The sequence below is a fragment of the Sporosarcina sp. 179-K 3D1 HS genome, from assembly GCF_047228905.1.
Lineage (GTDB): Bacteria > Bacillota > Bacilli > Bacillales_A > Planococcaceae > Sporosarcina.
This window is the reverse complement of sequence record NZ_JBFEGI010000010.1, coordinates 78517-94452: the sequence shown is the minus strand read 5'-3', so window position 1 is coordinate 94452 and position 15936 is coordinate 78517. Positions and strand designations below refer to the sequence as shown.

Here is a 15936-nt window from a genome sequence, read left to right as displayed (position 1 = left end):
GCATGAATTCGACACGTGTGCATAATCTGGCTAGCCTTATCCAACAGAAAATACGGCAAAAGAAATATACGCAAGCACTCGCTTCTTTGAAGGCTCTGGAATCTGCCGGCGGCGACAGGCAATTGATTTTGTGGCATCAGGCGGTATTGGAGAGTAAAATTGGGAATTTGCATATCGCCCTTCGATATCTGGATGAAATAAAAGACGCTGAACTGCTGCCACGGACGGAGCGGCTGAAAAGAGCGATTGAAGTGAAATGGACTGCATATGAAGCGCTCATCGCCGAATATAACAGCGCAGTTTTGAAAATCCAGCAAGGAAATGCGGAACAGGCACTCACCATTTTGGATGATGCAATGGAACGGGCGGGGGATTTGGCGATCCCCCTAGACGTTTATCGGGCGAAAACGTTGCTGCTCGCCCGTTTTCGGGAGGAAGCTTTAGCCCGTTTCGCTTTGGAGTTACCTGTTCACGCACTGGATGAGGAGACGATTGCCGGTGTCCTCTTAGCTGTCCAATCGTCCCTGGAAACAACTGCCGTACCAGTCGTCAAAAAACGCCGGATGAATAAGCATATGGTGGCCTTGTATGCCGCGGCACTTACCGCTATCTCTTTATCCGCCTTTTTGCTGTTTGACAGCAAGACGTCTCCCGAGCAAGCGAATGAGGAAATTTCGAAAATGGAGTCATCTGCTGCAAGCCCGGTTATTGTGGAGTCCGAAGCGGAAATGGAGAACAGCAGGACAACTCCTGAACAGGCGGCAGAATCCGTACCGGAAAGGGAAGAGAAACCGGAAATGGTACCCGGTTCCGTCGCGGATCAGCCGCTGTTCATCCCTCCCCATATCGCGAAGAATTACTACTTGAGCGGATATGAAAAATATCGTCAAGGCCGTTTTCCGGAAGCGGTCGCCTATTTGGAAATGGCGGTCCGGTCGGAAGAGCCTGCCTATTTTACGGATGATGCCGACTATTTCCTGGCAGTCAGCCGCTTGGAAGAGGAGGCGTATGACCAGGTGCTGCAAGTGGCGGAACGGTTTGCGGAGCCTGCTAGCATCCACCACGAGGAATCGCCTTATCGCGAGGCGATTCGTCTGCAACAGGGAAAGGCGCTGTACGCGCTCGGACAGCAATCCGAAGCGATTGTCGTTCTGCGGGAGCTGGCGGATCATCCGTCGGCAGGCTGGGTGGGCCAGGAAGCGCAAATGATGCTAAGGCTGGTGATGGCAAGTGAATAAAATGGCGGAGATGAGCTATTACGATTTGTTGGACGTCCCTATCCAAGCGTCCACCGATGAAATTAAAAGGGCGTATTACCGGAAAATCAGGGTTTTCACGAACGAGGAACACCCCGAAGAATTCATGGAATTGCGAAAGGCGTATGAGACATTATCTGACGCGGTAAGCCGGAAGCGGTATGACGCCGTCCTTTTCGCCGATCCCGAGTCGATCGCGGCGCTTGAGGAAATTGAAAGCTCCATGGAGAAAGAGGATTATGAGAAAGCAATCCGGCTGATCAAAAAGGAGATGCTGCGCAACGGGCCGTCAGAGGATTTGATAGCCAAACGGGTCCTTTGCGAGTATCGCACCGAGAATTATTCCGCCGCGCTGAATCAGTTGAGCCTATTGGAGTTGGATACTCAGGAAGATAAGGAATTCTTCTATTTTTATAGCGCTTTATCCTACATGGAGACCGGAAATGCTTGGGAAGCGGAGAAGTCTGCGACGAAACTGCTCGAAGTCAACCCGGAGCCCGTCCATTACCAGCGTGTTTATGCTAATACATTATACCGCCAGGACAAATTCAATGATGTGAAAAACTTTTATAACCGCCTTGTCCGGGAAACCGCTTTGAATATTGAGCATGTTCACATGCTCCTTGATTACATCACGCTGGAGGGGATCGTCGATATTTCAGCCAATGAAAAGCGCAGGCTGAAATATGCCATCCTCTCCTTGCCGAAATCGGAAAGGGAAAGGGAGTCCATCCTTTCGCAAATGATCGATTACATCCATGAACAGGACTATATCACTCTTGGTCACGTCAAGGACATTTGCGATTTGGCGGAACAGATGAATGATGGTCGCCATGGTTATATAGATGATGCAATCCGTGATTTGCGATCCAGCGTAGCCGAACAGGAGCACGAACAAGAGCACGAAGGGGAACGGGGGCAGAGACGACAGGAGGCGGCCCGGCAGACGCCCGTGTATGAAAGTGCCCCTCGGGAAGTCTATCATGCCCCGGTTCCAGTCAAGGATAGAGGGAATATTCTCATCGCCATCATCCTAGGCATCATATTGTCAGGCCCGCTAAGCCCGGTAGGAGGAATCGCAGCGGGAGCCATTTACTATTATTTCGCAAGGGCTATCTGGAACCTGATTGGCTGTCTGTTCTTAATCGTCATCATCGTTGCCTTGATCGGGATGTTTTTCGGATAGGGGCGGTATACAGAAAAAGGAGGAGGGAGTCGTGGCGAACAGTTACGCTCCTTCTTTTTGTTGAATAGGAGGCGATACCATTGAGTGGGAAGGATGCGGCGGAGCAGCGAATGGAAATGAGAAATGAACCGGCCGAGCCGGTGCGGGCACGTGAAGACGTGCTTGCCGAGGCGATGGGACTACTCGATTCAATGATTGGCCTGGCGGAAATCAAAAGCGAGATCAGCATGCTGGCGTTGGAGATTGAAGGGCAAAAAAAGATGGAAAGCCGCGGAATCGGCCGTCAGAAGAAGCCGATGCGTCATATGATGTTTTCCGGGGATGCCGGAACAGGAAAGACTGAAGTGGCGCGGACCGTCGCGGACATCTTGTATGGAATCGGCTTTAACCGGCTGCATAAGTTCGTGGAGGTCGACCGTTCGGATATTGTCGGCCAGTACATAGGCCAGACGGAAGCGAATATGAAGGCAATCCTTGGGAAGGCGAAGGGCGGTGTCCTTTTTATTGATGAAGCATACGCGCTTGTGGGTGAAGGGAACGATTTTGGACCGGAAGCGATCAACGTGCTCATCAAGGCGATGGAAGATGAGCGGGATGATCTGGTTATCATTTTGGCGGGATATCGGGCGGATATGAAGCAATTGATGAAGATGAATGAAGGATTGTCCTCCCGCATCCCATATACGTTCGAATTTCCGAATTATACCCCGGAAGAGTTGACGCGGATTACCGTCCGTCTACTGCGAAGCCAAGGGTTTGATTGTGTCGAGGCAATCGGAGAGCTGAAGCGGGAAATCGCGCGGGAGGGAAAGAAAGGCAGCATCGAAGGGAATGGCCGTTGGGCTCGCAATTTCTCCGATCGCATCGTGAAACAGCATCATATACGAGTGGCCCGGCAAGAGGGTGACGAGAACATCGGGAAAATCATGGTCGAAGATATCCGGCAAGCATTGGGCCGCTCGCCGATGCGGGATGAAGGGGCGGAAGCCGGACTGCTGAAAATACGCGATGAGGCGCTGGAAGAATTGGATGCTCTGGTTGGGCTATCCGAGCTGAAGCGGGAGACGAAGCGCATCATGAATTTTGTGGCTATGGAGCAAAAGAGAGAAGCGCTCGGAATGAAAAGCGCATCGGTTGGCATGCATATGATTTTCGCCGGACCGCCCGGCACAGGTAAGACGACTGTCGCCCGCATCATCGGAAAGTTCCTGTACGGGGTCGGTTTCCTGCCATCCAGCACATTTATCGAAGCAGATCGCTCCTCCATTGTGGGACGCTACATCGGGGAAACGGAAGCGAATATGACCAAAATTCTCGACCGGGCGGATGGCGGCGTACTTTTCATTGACGAAGCATATGCCTTGGCAGCCGGAGGGAACAACGATTACGGAGCCCAAGCCGTCAATATCCTCATCAAAGCGATGGAGGACCGACGCGATCGGATGGTCGTCATTTTGGCGGGGTACGAAGATGAAATGCGCCATCTCATTCAGATGAATCCCGGCTTTGAATCGCGCATTCCCTATTGTTTGAAATTCCCGGAGTACTCGGCATTCGAACTTACGGAAATTACACGAAGAGCATTAGCCGGATTTTCATTCGAATTGACGGACAAGGCTCACCTTTATTTGGAAAAGTTAATAAAAGAAGCGGATTACACAGGGCGTATCCAAGGAAACGCCAGATGGGTGCGAAATATCGTCGACCAAATCCGGATGGAGCAAAGCAACCGCCTTGCGGAAGAAGGCGGCACTAATCTGAATGAAATTACCGAAAGCGACATCCGCGCTGCTTTTTGCTAAGGTGTCAATAGTACAGTTCATACATTATTTCCTAAATTTATATAAGGAAATAATGCCGGCTTCCAGGAATTCCAGGAGCCGGCTTATAGTGGTTATTCAAACGATTTAATGAAGTGGACATTGTGCTTTTCCAATTCAGTCAGAGAGCCGTCGTAGAATGGGTCAGGATAGTACCAGGATTGTGAAACTAAATAGGATTGCAGCTCTTTGGACTCAAAGAAATAGCCAGATCGGGCGTAAATCTCATTTCGCTTCTGCTTCCTCAGATGAAGCAAAACTTAGATTAACTATATGTTTGGTGCCAGACAGACTCGCTTGGATCTCCTCATGAACTTCTCCCCATCGATCAGCGTTGTCATTTGGATTGCATAGATTCCCGCTAAAAAGGGCCGAATTCAGCTGTTTCTCCCGCTTTTTCGATAAATCCGATCTCTGTGCCATCTAGCGAGATTCTTGTTTTATTACCTGCAGCCAGTACTTCCATTACGTATCTTGCTGGATTAATGACATATATGGGAGCAAACCGAATCGCTTTCCCTCCTCTCTTATTGTGAACATTCCTTTGGTCGAACCATTCTTCAAGGTGTCTTCAGTATCTTGTGTAAAAATTATACTTCAAACTTCTATAATATTCGATAACACAGGAAAAAGGTTGTGCTAAGAGTTTGGGTGCCAGATTATTATTTTCATCGAACTAAGGAAAAGCTCCGTGGAGAGCAATTTCAATTAAAGCTCAATTGAGATGTATAGTTTCCTCGAAATTCCAATCCACTTGAAGTATGTAGTACTATTTTGATAGAGCTATTTCCATCGTCTTGAAATAGAAAGAAGGACGAATTTGGAGTGGGCTGTTAACGGAAGGATAATTACGAAACTACAAGAAGTGGTTATGAAACCATTTCAAACGTGAAGATTAGCGGGTATCCCGATGGGACATTTGAGTACTTTGTTGCTTGTCTTTTTTGACAAACGCACCCTCGGTTGCTTTAGAAATATCTTGCCTTATCACCACAATTTAGTTCGATGGATCAACTATTGGACAGGCTTCTCTCGGGTCGCCTGCTATTAAGCAATACAAGGGGGATCAATATGAAGAATTACCGAAAAAACTTATTATACTTTTCAATCATAGGCGGCGGCCTTCTAAGCGGATTCATTATCGCCAATTTGCTTATGGATGGCAGTTTACCGGCTTTTGTTCCGGACAAACCAAAACTAGTAGAAAATGAACCTAGCAAGCCCGATGAAGTCAGTCAGGAAATCGTAGGTAATCAAACAGATGAAAATGATAAGAATAATGCTTCAAAGATGTTTGAAAATGAGGTCGACGATATTCCTAATTTTGATGAAGAGGCTTCGCAAGCGGTCATCATGACGGAGATGACCGACCAGATTTTCGGAAAACTAGAAATGATCAAGATTGTCTCTGATATTGGAAACAATCATTTTGAGGAAATGTTCGAAACAACTTATATCGAAAACAATATTTTCATGTCCATGCCTGAAGATTTCATGTTTTATCCGGTTGAGTATACAACCCTATCAAATTATGACTGGAATCATCCTGACTTTTACAGCAATCTTCACATAGGCGGAGATGCCGTTCGTGTAGGTGGGGAACCTTTCCCTATTTCTATTCACAGAAACAACTTGAAGGAAGACCCGGAAGAACAAATGATGGCATTTACAGATTTTCACGAAATGATGAAAGAAGAGCATGGTTGGGAGGTAAGACCGACGCTAACCCATCTCTATAATTATCCTCTGTTTGATAAAGTTCGGTATCTCTTCACTTCCTCCGCTCCGGATGGGACCGTTTTCTATGACGGGGCGTTTGTGGATGGCGAGTACCTCTACAATTTTTCCATACGGACAGATGGAAGTGCGTGGCTGGATGAACCCACCATGGAGCGGTATTGGGCAATGCTGAACACACTCACGACAAAGAAGTAGGGGGGAATCTTGAATGGTCAAATCGAATGAAGAAGCAGAGGCGCAAGAGCATATAAATGGAATGCAAATGAGTACGACTATGATCTCAATGTATTCTATCAAAAATAACACCGAAGAGCCTCAGTGATATCTGAGGCTCTTCGTTTTTTGCCTTATCACATATATGGAAACGCCTCTTTACATGAAAAAGAGCAGCTAAGGTCAACAGTAACTATTTACTGAATAGGACTAGAATCATATCTACATAGACATGGACATCTAACTATTGTATCATTTGTATAACAAAATTTACTATGAGGTGGTAGTTCAATTGAAGAAGATTGTTTTAAGTCTGGCATTAATGTTTTTTGCTAGTGCATGGCATACACCAGTAGCCAATGCAGCATCGCCTGCCGATTGGTGGGTAGGGCAAGACGCTGAAGTCTCTCCGTATGTCTACTCATATTTATTGAAAGATGCCGGTTTTACAGCATACATTCACACGGATACTAAAATTGACTTGTCCCGAACGGAGCATGTTTCGGATATAAATATCACGGAGCGTTTTCCGGGTTTTATTGTAGGGGAATTTCGATATACCTATCACAAATTTTTGATCACTTCTGATGGTTTGATTCTTGTCTATTATCCGAAAGAACTTGCAGGCGCCGTTAGTTACGCTGACAACTTTAACTTTGTACCCCTGCAGAAATTGGTGAAAGGATTTGTAGGGCCAACTATTACTAAAGCAAATTACATTAACTTCTCATCCTTATCGAGTAATAAGCTGCTCACTTTAAATGGATATGAGCATATTTTCACATTGCCTGTGAATAGTAAAGTGCAAATGATTGCTGCAGATGCGTTTCAAAAACCACTCAACCATCGGGATTACGTTGAACTTCCGAGTAAATCAGTATTGCCAGGAATCAGCAATGTTGTAACTCTGAAAAATGCGGGCGGTCTTTATATTGACAATATCGAAGTTAGTGGTCAGACTGCACGTAGTCTTAATGTATTTTACCAAGGGGATAGTTACCCAATTGTCAGCGGAGAGGGTGCAACGTACGAGACCTATGACTTGGAGAACAAATTCTTGCCGATCATCAAAGACATGACTCGACATGGTGCGTTGGAAGAAGTTCGATGGGCGGTCAAGCAAGGATTAGTGCAAGGATACCAGGATGGCTCGTTCAAACCTGAAAACACACTGACGGAATCCCAATTCGTCTCTATTTTTACGAAGTATTATAATATTAATACATCCCTGGATGGAAAATCTAATTCCTTCAACATTGATGGGGCTTACATTGCTTTGAAAAAGTATAATTTCCCGCTAAAAGGCTATAAGGATAAGGCGGCTCGGAATAAGCAGATTACCCGCGGCACTGTAGCCCAAATCTTGTCCAGCAGCCAAGGAGGACCAACCGATGTGAAGGGAGCATACCAGTTTTTAGCTAAGCATCATCTAACGAATAGTCCATCTTTTGAAGCATATAATGCAGCAGGAGGGTTAAAGAGATCTCATATCTCTTCTTTCTTTAAAAGGATGGATGCAGCTAATTTGACCGAATTGAAATAAACAGGAATTTTGACAGCTCTCTGATTGATTTTATTCAGAGGGTTGTTTTTTGCATGAAGAACAAAAGGTCCATGATAACTACAAGCAAGGTGATAACACAATCAAAGTTGAACGTGTTGGTGGCGAAGAAATTGGACAGACCCAAGCCCTATTAGTTACACAAAAATTCCAATTCTTTTAGCTTTATAGTATGATTTTAATAGGCCAGTCTACTTGTTGCTATCTGTATAGATAGTGAATCTTTAGACAGATATAACCGGGTTGGAAATTGAAATAATAAAACTATGGGGGTCAAGAGGATGAATCGAAAAATCTACAAAAAAGCGTTCAATGCAACATTAGCTACAGCGGCTGTAGCAGCAGTCGCCGTTGCACCGGTACATACACAATCGGAAAGCCTGACGTTTTCCGACGTACGGGATATTCCAAGCCACCACTTTTTCGAAGCGGTAATGAAATATTCCTCTCAAGGAATGATTGATGGGTATCCCGATGGAACATTTAAGCCAGGACAAGCCATCACCCGTCAGGATGCTGCCAAGTTGTTGGCTTCAGTGTTGGAATTGGATACCGTAAATGTCAAGGATCCGGGATTCACCGATGTTCGTAAGACGAGCCCGTACTACGGGTATATTGCTGCGCTTGTTGAGGCAGGCATCATTTCGGGGTATGAGGATAATACTTTCAAACCGACTGGTAGTTTGACTCGTGCTCAAATGGCGAAAATTATTGTCCTGGGCTTTAATTTGGAGGATTTGGAGACTACTTCACTACCATTTAAAGATATCAATAATAAACAATGGCATATCGAATTTGTCCGGGCGTTGTATGCCAATGAAATTACGACGGGGACAACCCCCTCTACATTTTCTCCGAATACTTTTGTCACCCGGGGACAGATGGCGTCCTTTGTCTTCCGGAGTGAAGCGTTTCTGACACCAAAAGTGGATGAAGATCAGGTGGCGATTGAGGCAGCCGCGGAGCAATTAAAAGCGGGTTCCGTTTCCGTGGCGAAGGGCCCATTGGCAAGCGATGCTGATAAACTTGTTGCTGTGCGGAAGTACGTCTCATCCTTAATTACGGAAAAAGGTGTCACTGCTGAAGTATCTGAAGGCAAAACTGTCGGCACTTATATGGTGAATTTGGTTAAAGGTGAAGCGAAAGTCGAAAAAACGATTTCTATTACATTTGAATTTAGCACAGACGATCGTTTTGTAACCGATGTCAAAGCAATTAACGCCAAACAAGTGGAAGTAACGTTTTCAGCACCCGTCGCGAAATCCACAGTGTTGGATTCCTCTAATACGGTTCGAAATCTTGTGTTCACCATGGTGACCGGGGCGACAGTGAACCCTGGACAGCTCACTGGTACCTTGTCGGAAGACGGTAAGAAATTGACCATCACAGCGAACTGGATTTTCGATGGTGAGTATGCTTTCAAATCGACGGATGCGGTCCAAGCTGCATCGGGAGGAAAGTTTGAAGAATATACGACGATTGTCAAGGCGAAAGATAATGTGGCTCCAAAACTTGTTTCGGGCTCGGCTGCGGCGAAAACGTCTACGAATAATTTTTCCTTGCTATTTGATGAGCCTGTCAGTGCTTCGGGAGTGATTGCCTATGTGAATGATGCCGTCGCGACTGTGGCAAACGATCCACAAAATCCGAACCTGTTACAAGTTACCGCAGGAAAAGCCATTCCGGCAGGGACAACAGCAACCATTAAATTGTTGAATGTGAAGGACTATAACCAGAACTTCTCTTCTCCGAATCCAGTGGAAACAACGGTAACGATTGTAACCGATACCGTGGCTCCAACCGTGACAAATATGAAAGTGGTCGGGGAAAATCAAATCGAATTGACCTACGACAAAGCGATGAATCTAGCTACTTTCCAAGGAAAAGCCCGTCTTGTGCATTCAAATGGAGCTATTACGAATTTGGTTGCGACTTCTGGAAAGGATGCTAAAACCGTTGTGTTAACAGGGCCTGGCCTAGCTTATCGAGATGCCTACCAAGCTATTTTATTTGTCGATGCAGACGTAAAAGACACTGTTGGCAATAGTGCAGCATTATATTCTACAAACGTCACATTTGAGAAGGATTCAACCCCTCCGGCAATTACTGCTATTGAATATAAAGACGGCAAAATTATTGCCAATTTCACCGAAGATATTGCAACTGGTTCGAATCAATCAGTAACAATTATTGATCAAAAGACAGGTGTTCCTACGGCGATTACTTTAAAATATAATCAACCAAATAATGCAAAGATTGCGAACAACGTATTAACGATCCACCATTCCTTGCCAAATGGAATGTACCAATTGCGGCTTCCTGCCAACACGGTCGTTGACAAAGCGGGCCTCCCAAATCCGAATGCCATCGCTGCCCAGTCGTTCGTGGTGGAAAATGTGGCTTCGTATGATAACACACGCCCAGTCGTATATGACGTTACAAACAATCCTGTTCCATCAGGTGTGGCACCAGGTGTTGAACAAACAGCAACGTATCGAGTGGTTGATAATGATAGCGGTATCAATTTAGCAACTGTACAAGATATTAACAATTACACATGGGATGGCAAGGCATTGCCATTCGGTTCTTATGTCACCACAACCATCACTGGCTCTGCTGACCGAGCCACTTCGGCAGTTGTCACAATTCATGTGCCGTCCTCGGGGATTACTGCGACCAAAACTGCGACTTTAACAGTCAATAATATTCGGGACAATGCTGGAAACACGATTGTGGCTCCTGGCTCTGGTGATGTGACATTTGTCAGTGGAGTCCAACCAGAACTTAGCAGCGCAGCTATAGGATCGAACGGGACTTCGCTCATCTTGGGACTAAATAAGGAAGTCCGATCCTTACTTCCCAAAGATATAAGTGTTACTTTGAATGGGCGAACTGTGCATCCTGACTCTCTTTCAGTCGTTCAATCGATCACAGACGCCCATACCTATGTGGCCAATGTGAAAGCCTCTATAGCGGACAATGTTGTATGGAATGGAACAACGAGCGATTTGATTTATTTAGATGTAAATGGAAACAAGGTATTTGATAATGATGATTTGGTACTCGAGGTAGTTCTTTCTACTACCTATCAAAGCTCTGTAAGCAATACGCTAAACGTCAATTTACAATCTAGTACAGTAAATAATCTGAAAGTGAAACTAGTTCAAAGTGGAAGTACCCCTGTTCAAGACTGGCATGGAAACTTGGCGATTTTCGGTCGGGAGATCATTGTGAAATAATTCGGTACCAATCAAACACCCCACGAGAATGGATCAGATTTGCGTGGGGCATTTCTTATAATTACAAATAAAAATGGTTAAGGGGGAGAAGGTATTGCATAAACATGTTGTCAACAGCATTTTATTAGTATTCAGCTTATTCATATGGACTATCGCGATGCCAACCGATGTCGAGGCAACGAGTCTTTTAGATAAGTACCAAAAAGAAAAGCAACTTCTAGTAACGGAACAAAGCAAGATGACACTCCAAGTTAAAAGTGCTCAATCCAAAGTAGATTCATTGGTACGTGAAAACAAACTAATTTTGCAAAACGCATCAAAAATCCGTGCTGAATTAGATGTGATTCAATCAGAATTAACCGTTCAACGGAAAAAAATATCATCATTGAATCAGCAAATCAAAAATTATAGAAAAAACAATCAAGCGCTGGCAAGAGGGACGAAAGCGCAAAAATCAAAATTCAACAAAGAATTAAAAGCGCTGCAAACTACGTACAGCGATGTCCAAACGAAGGTAGCCAAGCTTGTAAATGAAAGGACAAAGGTTAATAAACGATACACAGATTGTAAGAACCAGTTGAATCGTAACCGTGATGATCTTGCCAAAAGCCGCAAAGAACTTGCTGCAAAGAAAGAGGCATTACGGCAAACTACATCTAAAATATCTCAACTAGATGTTCAAATAGCTAAGGAAGGCGGTGCGGCTTCTGGAAAACCCGACATTTCAATCAAACCAACCCAACCAAAACAGAAGCCTAAAGAACCATATCTAGTGGATGCTCCTTCCCTTACGGAGCAAGAGCAGGAACTGGCACGTTTGATCAATGAATATCGAACTTCACTCGGTTTGCAAGCTCTTCCTGTTTCCAAATCATTAACGACAGTCGCTAGAAGCCATGTAAACGACTCTAACCAATATTCACCGGAAAATGGTACCGATCATAGAAATGTGAAATGCAATTTGCATAGTTGGTCTGCGAACGGAAACTGGAACCCTGTTTGCTATACCAGTGATCATCAATATAGTCAGCTAATGTGGAGTAAGCCTAGAGAATTGACCGATTACCAAGGTAACGGTTATGAAATCTCTATGTATGGCAGTTGGAAGTTAAGCCCAACTAACGCTCTCGGCGCATGGAAGGGATCTCCGGGACATAACAACGTCATCATTGGTGATGGTGCTTGGTCTGATTTAACTGTGATGGGTGTTGCCATTCATGAAAACTATGCCCATGTATGGTTCGGTATGGAAGCTGATCCTGCGGGATATTTTCAGTAACACTGGATGTGGTGGAAAAAGTCCTCTAACTGAGAAATCGGTTAGGGGATTTTTAGAATCTATAGATAGGGAGGATATGTAAGAGGAGGGTTCTTAAGGCCTTTAAAATTTGCTATTCTCATATAGATAAATATTCATAGAGATGCTAAAATGACTAGGTAGATGAATGGAATAACGTGTAAATAAGGAGTGAATTATACTTTAAAGACATATGTTATCCTACAGCGGGAAGGTTAACGATTAAGGAATTTAAGAGAAAAGCATAATTCTGATATTTCCCGCTTATTTTAGGAGAAAAAGAAGAAGCTTAAGGAAATTATTTTAAGTATAAAAGGTTACAGTCAACTTGAAAGGAAATGTAAGATGAAAAAATGGACAACCCTGCTCCTTCTCGTTTTGGGAGCTGTTTATTTCATAACAGGCTGTGCGCAACATAAGTCGGGACTTGGTGCACAAAGTTTGGAATCGCCCCCGGCAGATCTGGCTGATCAAATGGCAACTGAGGAAGTTTCTATAGAAGAATTATTGGCCGAGTCTGATTTTCAAGGATTTCTTGCGGAAAGATGCGGCGAACTAACAACAGAATTCACTCAGTTTTATGCGACTTCTACCGACGCTCGGCAAACTTTAGTTGGATATTGCCATCATGATGGCAATACTGAACTGGAGATGGAGGAAGTCACAATTGCTGTTGCCAGTTTCAACGAAGAGAAACAACAATGGGTGTTCCAAGTCGTAGTCGAAGAATCCCTTTTTCATATAGAGGAAGAACTTGGACTCATTGAAGTAGATGAGGGGCAAAGCGGTGTGGTGTTTCGGAAGAGTCCATCCAAAGCTGAATTTGGTATGACAACAGTGGCAGTTGTCTATAAGAAAGATGACCATTTTGCAATTGAATTCCTTACTTCAGATGTGGTACAAAGTCCGGATATCACCTTGGCTGGAAATTTAATTACTATGGAAGACAAGCAAGTTAAAGAAACATTCACCTTTACGAACGGAAAGGCAATCTCTGAAAAACAAATAAAAGAGCAATCCGTATCTGCCGATATTGTGGTCTCGATTGATATGAACGAGAATGAAGAACTGTATGGTTCCATTGCGAACGGTGGCCATCTTCCAGTAAAGCCTGGCGATACCGTTTTAATCAAGCGGAAAAGCCCGTTTCAACTCACGAATTTTCAAATTAGAGCAGATGTCGATTGGCTTGATCAAGAGGCTGGCCTGTTCCGTGTACGGAAAGAAGATATGGGCAAAAGCATTGAAATCGGCAATTATCCATTTGATGAGATGATCCATTATACAATTGGAACTCCGGAACGCTCCGATTTCGCGGAATCTTTTCTGACGAAAGATTTTTACCATTCGTTAGTTGCCGGGAATATGCCGGGAGCAACGATTAATTTCAAATCAAAACGCGACGAGGTCTACGAAAAGCTTGGCTCACCGGATGAAGAATTCGGATGGAAAGGCGCCAATTATTTGCGGTATGGCCAGTATGCTTATTCGGTCGCCTTCCCATTCGCGGATGATTTTGACGGCATCTACACCATCTATCGTGAAATACCGGAATCTGAAAGTATTATGGGTTCTGATGTTATCGAAGCATGGGGAAAACCTGATGAAGAGTCCTATGGTGAACAACCTGAAGAAGGAATTAGAGTTTTGAGTTATCATAATGCAGCTACAGACGTTTATGTTCAAGGCCCGCAAGCTGACAGTCTTGTAATAGGCATCGAGATGTGGAATAAAGAGAGATAAAAACGTTGTGTAAAACATATTAATTATAAACAACCTCCGAACCGGAAAAATGCGGTTCTGAGGTTGTTTCTTATTGTAATCAGCGGTATCTGCTGTATAAGTGAGTTCAATTTTGATTTATTTTACGACCAATTAATGAAAGCAAGCTATTCATGGATGGAAACCACGTCATTGACCTGGACTGTCCCTGGACGCAATACCTCTGCATACACCCCGAAACTACCCTCATTTTTCTTCACTAAAGTCCGTAACACTTCTGGATCATTCGGCAGATCACCTTGTGCCAGCGTCGTCATGACACAGCGCTTAGTCGGCTGAGTAATTTTTAGTTGGACTTGATCACCGATTATTAGCGTTTTACCGACCCATTGCTGCTCGATGAACCCCTCTGCATTCGGAACTTCTAGAATGAGATTCGGGCGGAATCTTCGCGGCTCGATCCGGCTGTCGGGGGCTAGACTGCGCAAAGTATCAATGGTGGATGTCGTGATGAGATGGACCGTGGAGATATCGAAGAACGTTTCTTCTGGCGATGGTCTTGAAAAGACGGTACCCGGATTTTCCAGTTCCTCGATACCTTCCGGGATATACACTTCGAATTCGATACCAAAAGAAGAAGGGCTAGCCAATCGAACGGACCGATTGAAGCTATTTGTCAGGCGTTCATTTAGATGAGATTCATTGCTGACGACGGTTTCCCCGTTAGGCAATGTAATTCGGACAGGTGGGAGAGGACGGGACCCTCCTTCTACAGGTTCCACAAACGTCGCACGATACTGGAACATGCCGGGCCACTTTTTTGGATTCTTCGCATTCGCCAGCCTCCCGGTCTCCATGTCTACCACGCCATATGCCCGGTCCCCGCGCAATCCCATCTCGGTAATCTCGCAAACATTTACTACCTCGCCCATTATCGACTTGACGGGATATCTCCATTCAATCCTAAGGCTATTATTCAATAGAAGTAATCTCAAAGTCTTCTTCAATCACCGGAGGAACTGGAGAAGGTTCAGACGTAGGTGTCTGACCAGGAATTGGCATCGTTTCTTGAGCGGGTTCATCTTGTCTAGGTTCAGGCTCTTGTCTAGGTTCAGACTCTTGTCTAGGCTCAGATTTAGCTTCATCTACAATATTTGAAGTTTTATATAAAAATGAAGCGAATTGACCGCGTGTCGTAGTGTTTTTAGGATGAAAAGCGGGAGATGCCGGATTAGTAATATCGTAGAAATCTAATACATCGATATAGGGACGGGCTTCAGCCTTTGCTTGTCCACGATCCTTTACATCTTTATTGAATGAGCTTTGTGCTACATGGTTAATGAGATTTGTGCCGTGGATAGCATCGTAAGCGCGCACGATGACCATGGCCATATTCTCTCGAGTGATTTCACCCTCAGCATGCAGATTTGCGTCTGGTGTCCCGATGAAAACCCCATTATCTTTCACTAAAGCCGCGTACTTTAGCAGTTCTTCATTTGAAGAAGGAGTCAAATCATTGAAACGTGGCTTCGACTTATAATCGGCAGGCACTTGGAATCCTAGGGTAACAAGCCATTTCCCCATCATTTTTACTACGTCGGATCTGGATAGAGTCTTATTGGGCTTGAACGTCCCGTCCGGATACCCGTTAATCACACCTTCCTTCACAAGAGCATTAATCGCTTCTTCATGTGAACTTCCTTCGATATCGGGAAACCCCTCAGCAACAGTAGTAACTGGCGCAACAATCGGAACAAGCAAAGCGGCTGACGTTGTAAATGCCAAGAAGTGTTTATGTTTTTTCATGATGGCTTTCCTCCTGAGTCTAGTTTCAAGTCTAGTCTACTATATATACTTCAGTTCCCCTAAAAAAGAATAGACTAACCTTTATCCCGTAAAGTT

At 44.7% G+C, this 15936-nt stretch carries 12 protein-coding genes; 9 read left to right on the top strand and 3 right to left on the bottom strand.

Annotated elements, in window-relative coordinates:
* The first annotated feature begins 2 nt into the window (after positions 1-2).
* From AB1K83_RS13470 to AB1K83_RS13460, 3 genes are all read left to right on the top strand, one after another.
* Complete coding sequence (locus AB1K83_RS13470) at positions 3-1238, top strand: tetratricopeptide repeat protein (RefSeq protein ID WP_413058723.1); 1236 nt, start codon at positions 3-5, stop codon at positions 1236-1238.
* A gap of 1 nt (position 1239) precedes the next feature.
* A complete protein-coding gene (locus AB1K83_RS13465; protein WP_413058762.1) occupies positions 1240-2442 on the top strand; it encodes a J domain-containing protein in 1203 nt (400 codons plus the stop codon).
* Between the two features lie 80 nt (positions 2443-2522).
* A complete protein-coding gene (locus AB1K83_RS13460; protein WP_413058722.1) occupies positions 2523-4244 on the top strand; it encodes an AAA family ATPase in 1722 nt (573 codons plus the stop codon).
* 92 nt (positions 4245-4336) lie between these two features.
* Here AB1K83_RS13460 and AB1K83_RS13455 read toward each other — a convergent pair whose 3' ends face one another.
* Positions 4337-4519 carry a YARHG domain-containing protein gene (locus AB1K83_RS13455; RefSeq protein ID WP_413058721.1) on the bottom strand — a complete coding sequence of 61 codons (183 nt, stop codon included), beginning with the start codon at positions 4517-4519 and terminating at the stop codon, positions 4337-4339.
* Positions 4520-5333: 814 nt separating this feature from the next.
* Here AB1K83_RS13455 and AB1K83_RS13450 point away from each other — a divergent pair.
* From AB1K83_RS13450 to AB1K83_RS13425, 6 genes are all read left to right on the top strand, one after another.
* The gene (locus AB1K83_RS13450; RefSeq protein ID WP_413058720.1) at positions 5334-6197 is read left to right on the top strand and encodes a hypothetical protein; all 864 of its coding nucleotides are present in this window, start codon (positions 5334-5336) and stop codon (positions 6195-6197) included.
* 310 nt (positions 6198-6507) lie between these two features.
* Positions 6508-7758 carry an S-layer homology domain-containing protein gene (locus AB1K83_RS13445; protein WP_413058719.1) on the top strand — a complete coding sequence of 417 codons (1251 nt, stop codon included), beginning with the start codon at positions 6508-6510 and terminating at the stop codon, positions 7756-7758.
* A 49-nt stretch (positions 7759-7807) separates the two neighbouring features.
* Positions 7808-7939 (top strand): hypothetical protein, encoded by a 132-nt coding sequence (locus AB1K83_RS13440; RefSeq protein ID WP_413058718.1) that lies wholly within the window; start codon positions 7808-7810, stop codon positions 7937-7939.
* Between the two features lie 118 nt (positions 7940-8057).
* Positions 8058-11015 (top strand): S-layer homology domain-containing protein, encoded by a 2958-nt coding sequence (locus AB1K83_RS13435; protein ID WP_413058717.1) that lies wholly within the window; start codon positions 8058-8060, stop codon positions 11013-11015.
* 94 nt (positions 11016-11109) lie between these two features.
* Positions 11110-12294 carry a CAP domain-containing protein gene (locus AB1K83_RS13430; RefSeq protein ID WP_413058716.1) on the top strand — a complete coding sequence of 395 codons (1185 nt, stop codon included), beginning with the start codon at positions 11110-11112 and terminating at the stop codon, positions 12292-12294.
* Between the two features lie 363 nt (positions 12295-12657).
* Positions 12658-14055: a hypothetical protein gene (locus tag AB1K83_RS13425; protein WP_413058715.1), complete on the top strand. Its 1398-nt coding sequence runs from the start codon at positions 12658-12660 to the stop codon at positions 14053-14055.
* Positions 14056-14201: 146 nt separating this feature from the next.
* Here the strand turns inward: AB1K83_RS13425 and AB1K83_RS13420 are convergent, their stop codons facing one another.
* Entirely contained in the window at positions 14202-15014 is an 813-nt protein-coding gene (locus AB1K83_RS13420; RefSeq protein WP_413058714.1) for an MOSC domain-containing protein, read from the bottom strand.
* Positions 15007-15840 (bottom strand): S-layer homology domain-containing protein, encoded by an 834-nt coding sequence (locus tag AB1K83_RS13415; RefSeq protein WP_413058713.1) that lies wholly within the window; start codon positions 15838-15840, stop codon positions 15007-15009. The genes AB1K83_RS13420 and AB1K83_RS13415 overlap by 8 nt, the downstream gene beginning before the upstream one ends.
* Between the last annotated feature and the right edge of the window lie 96 nt (positions 15841-15936).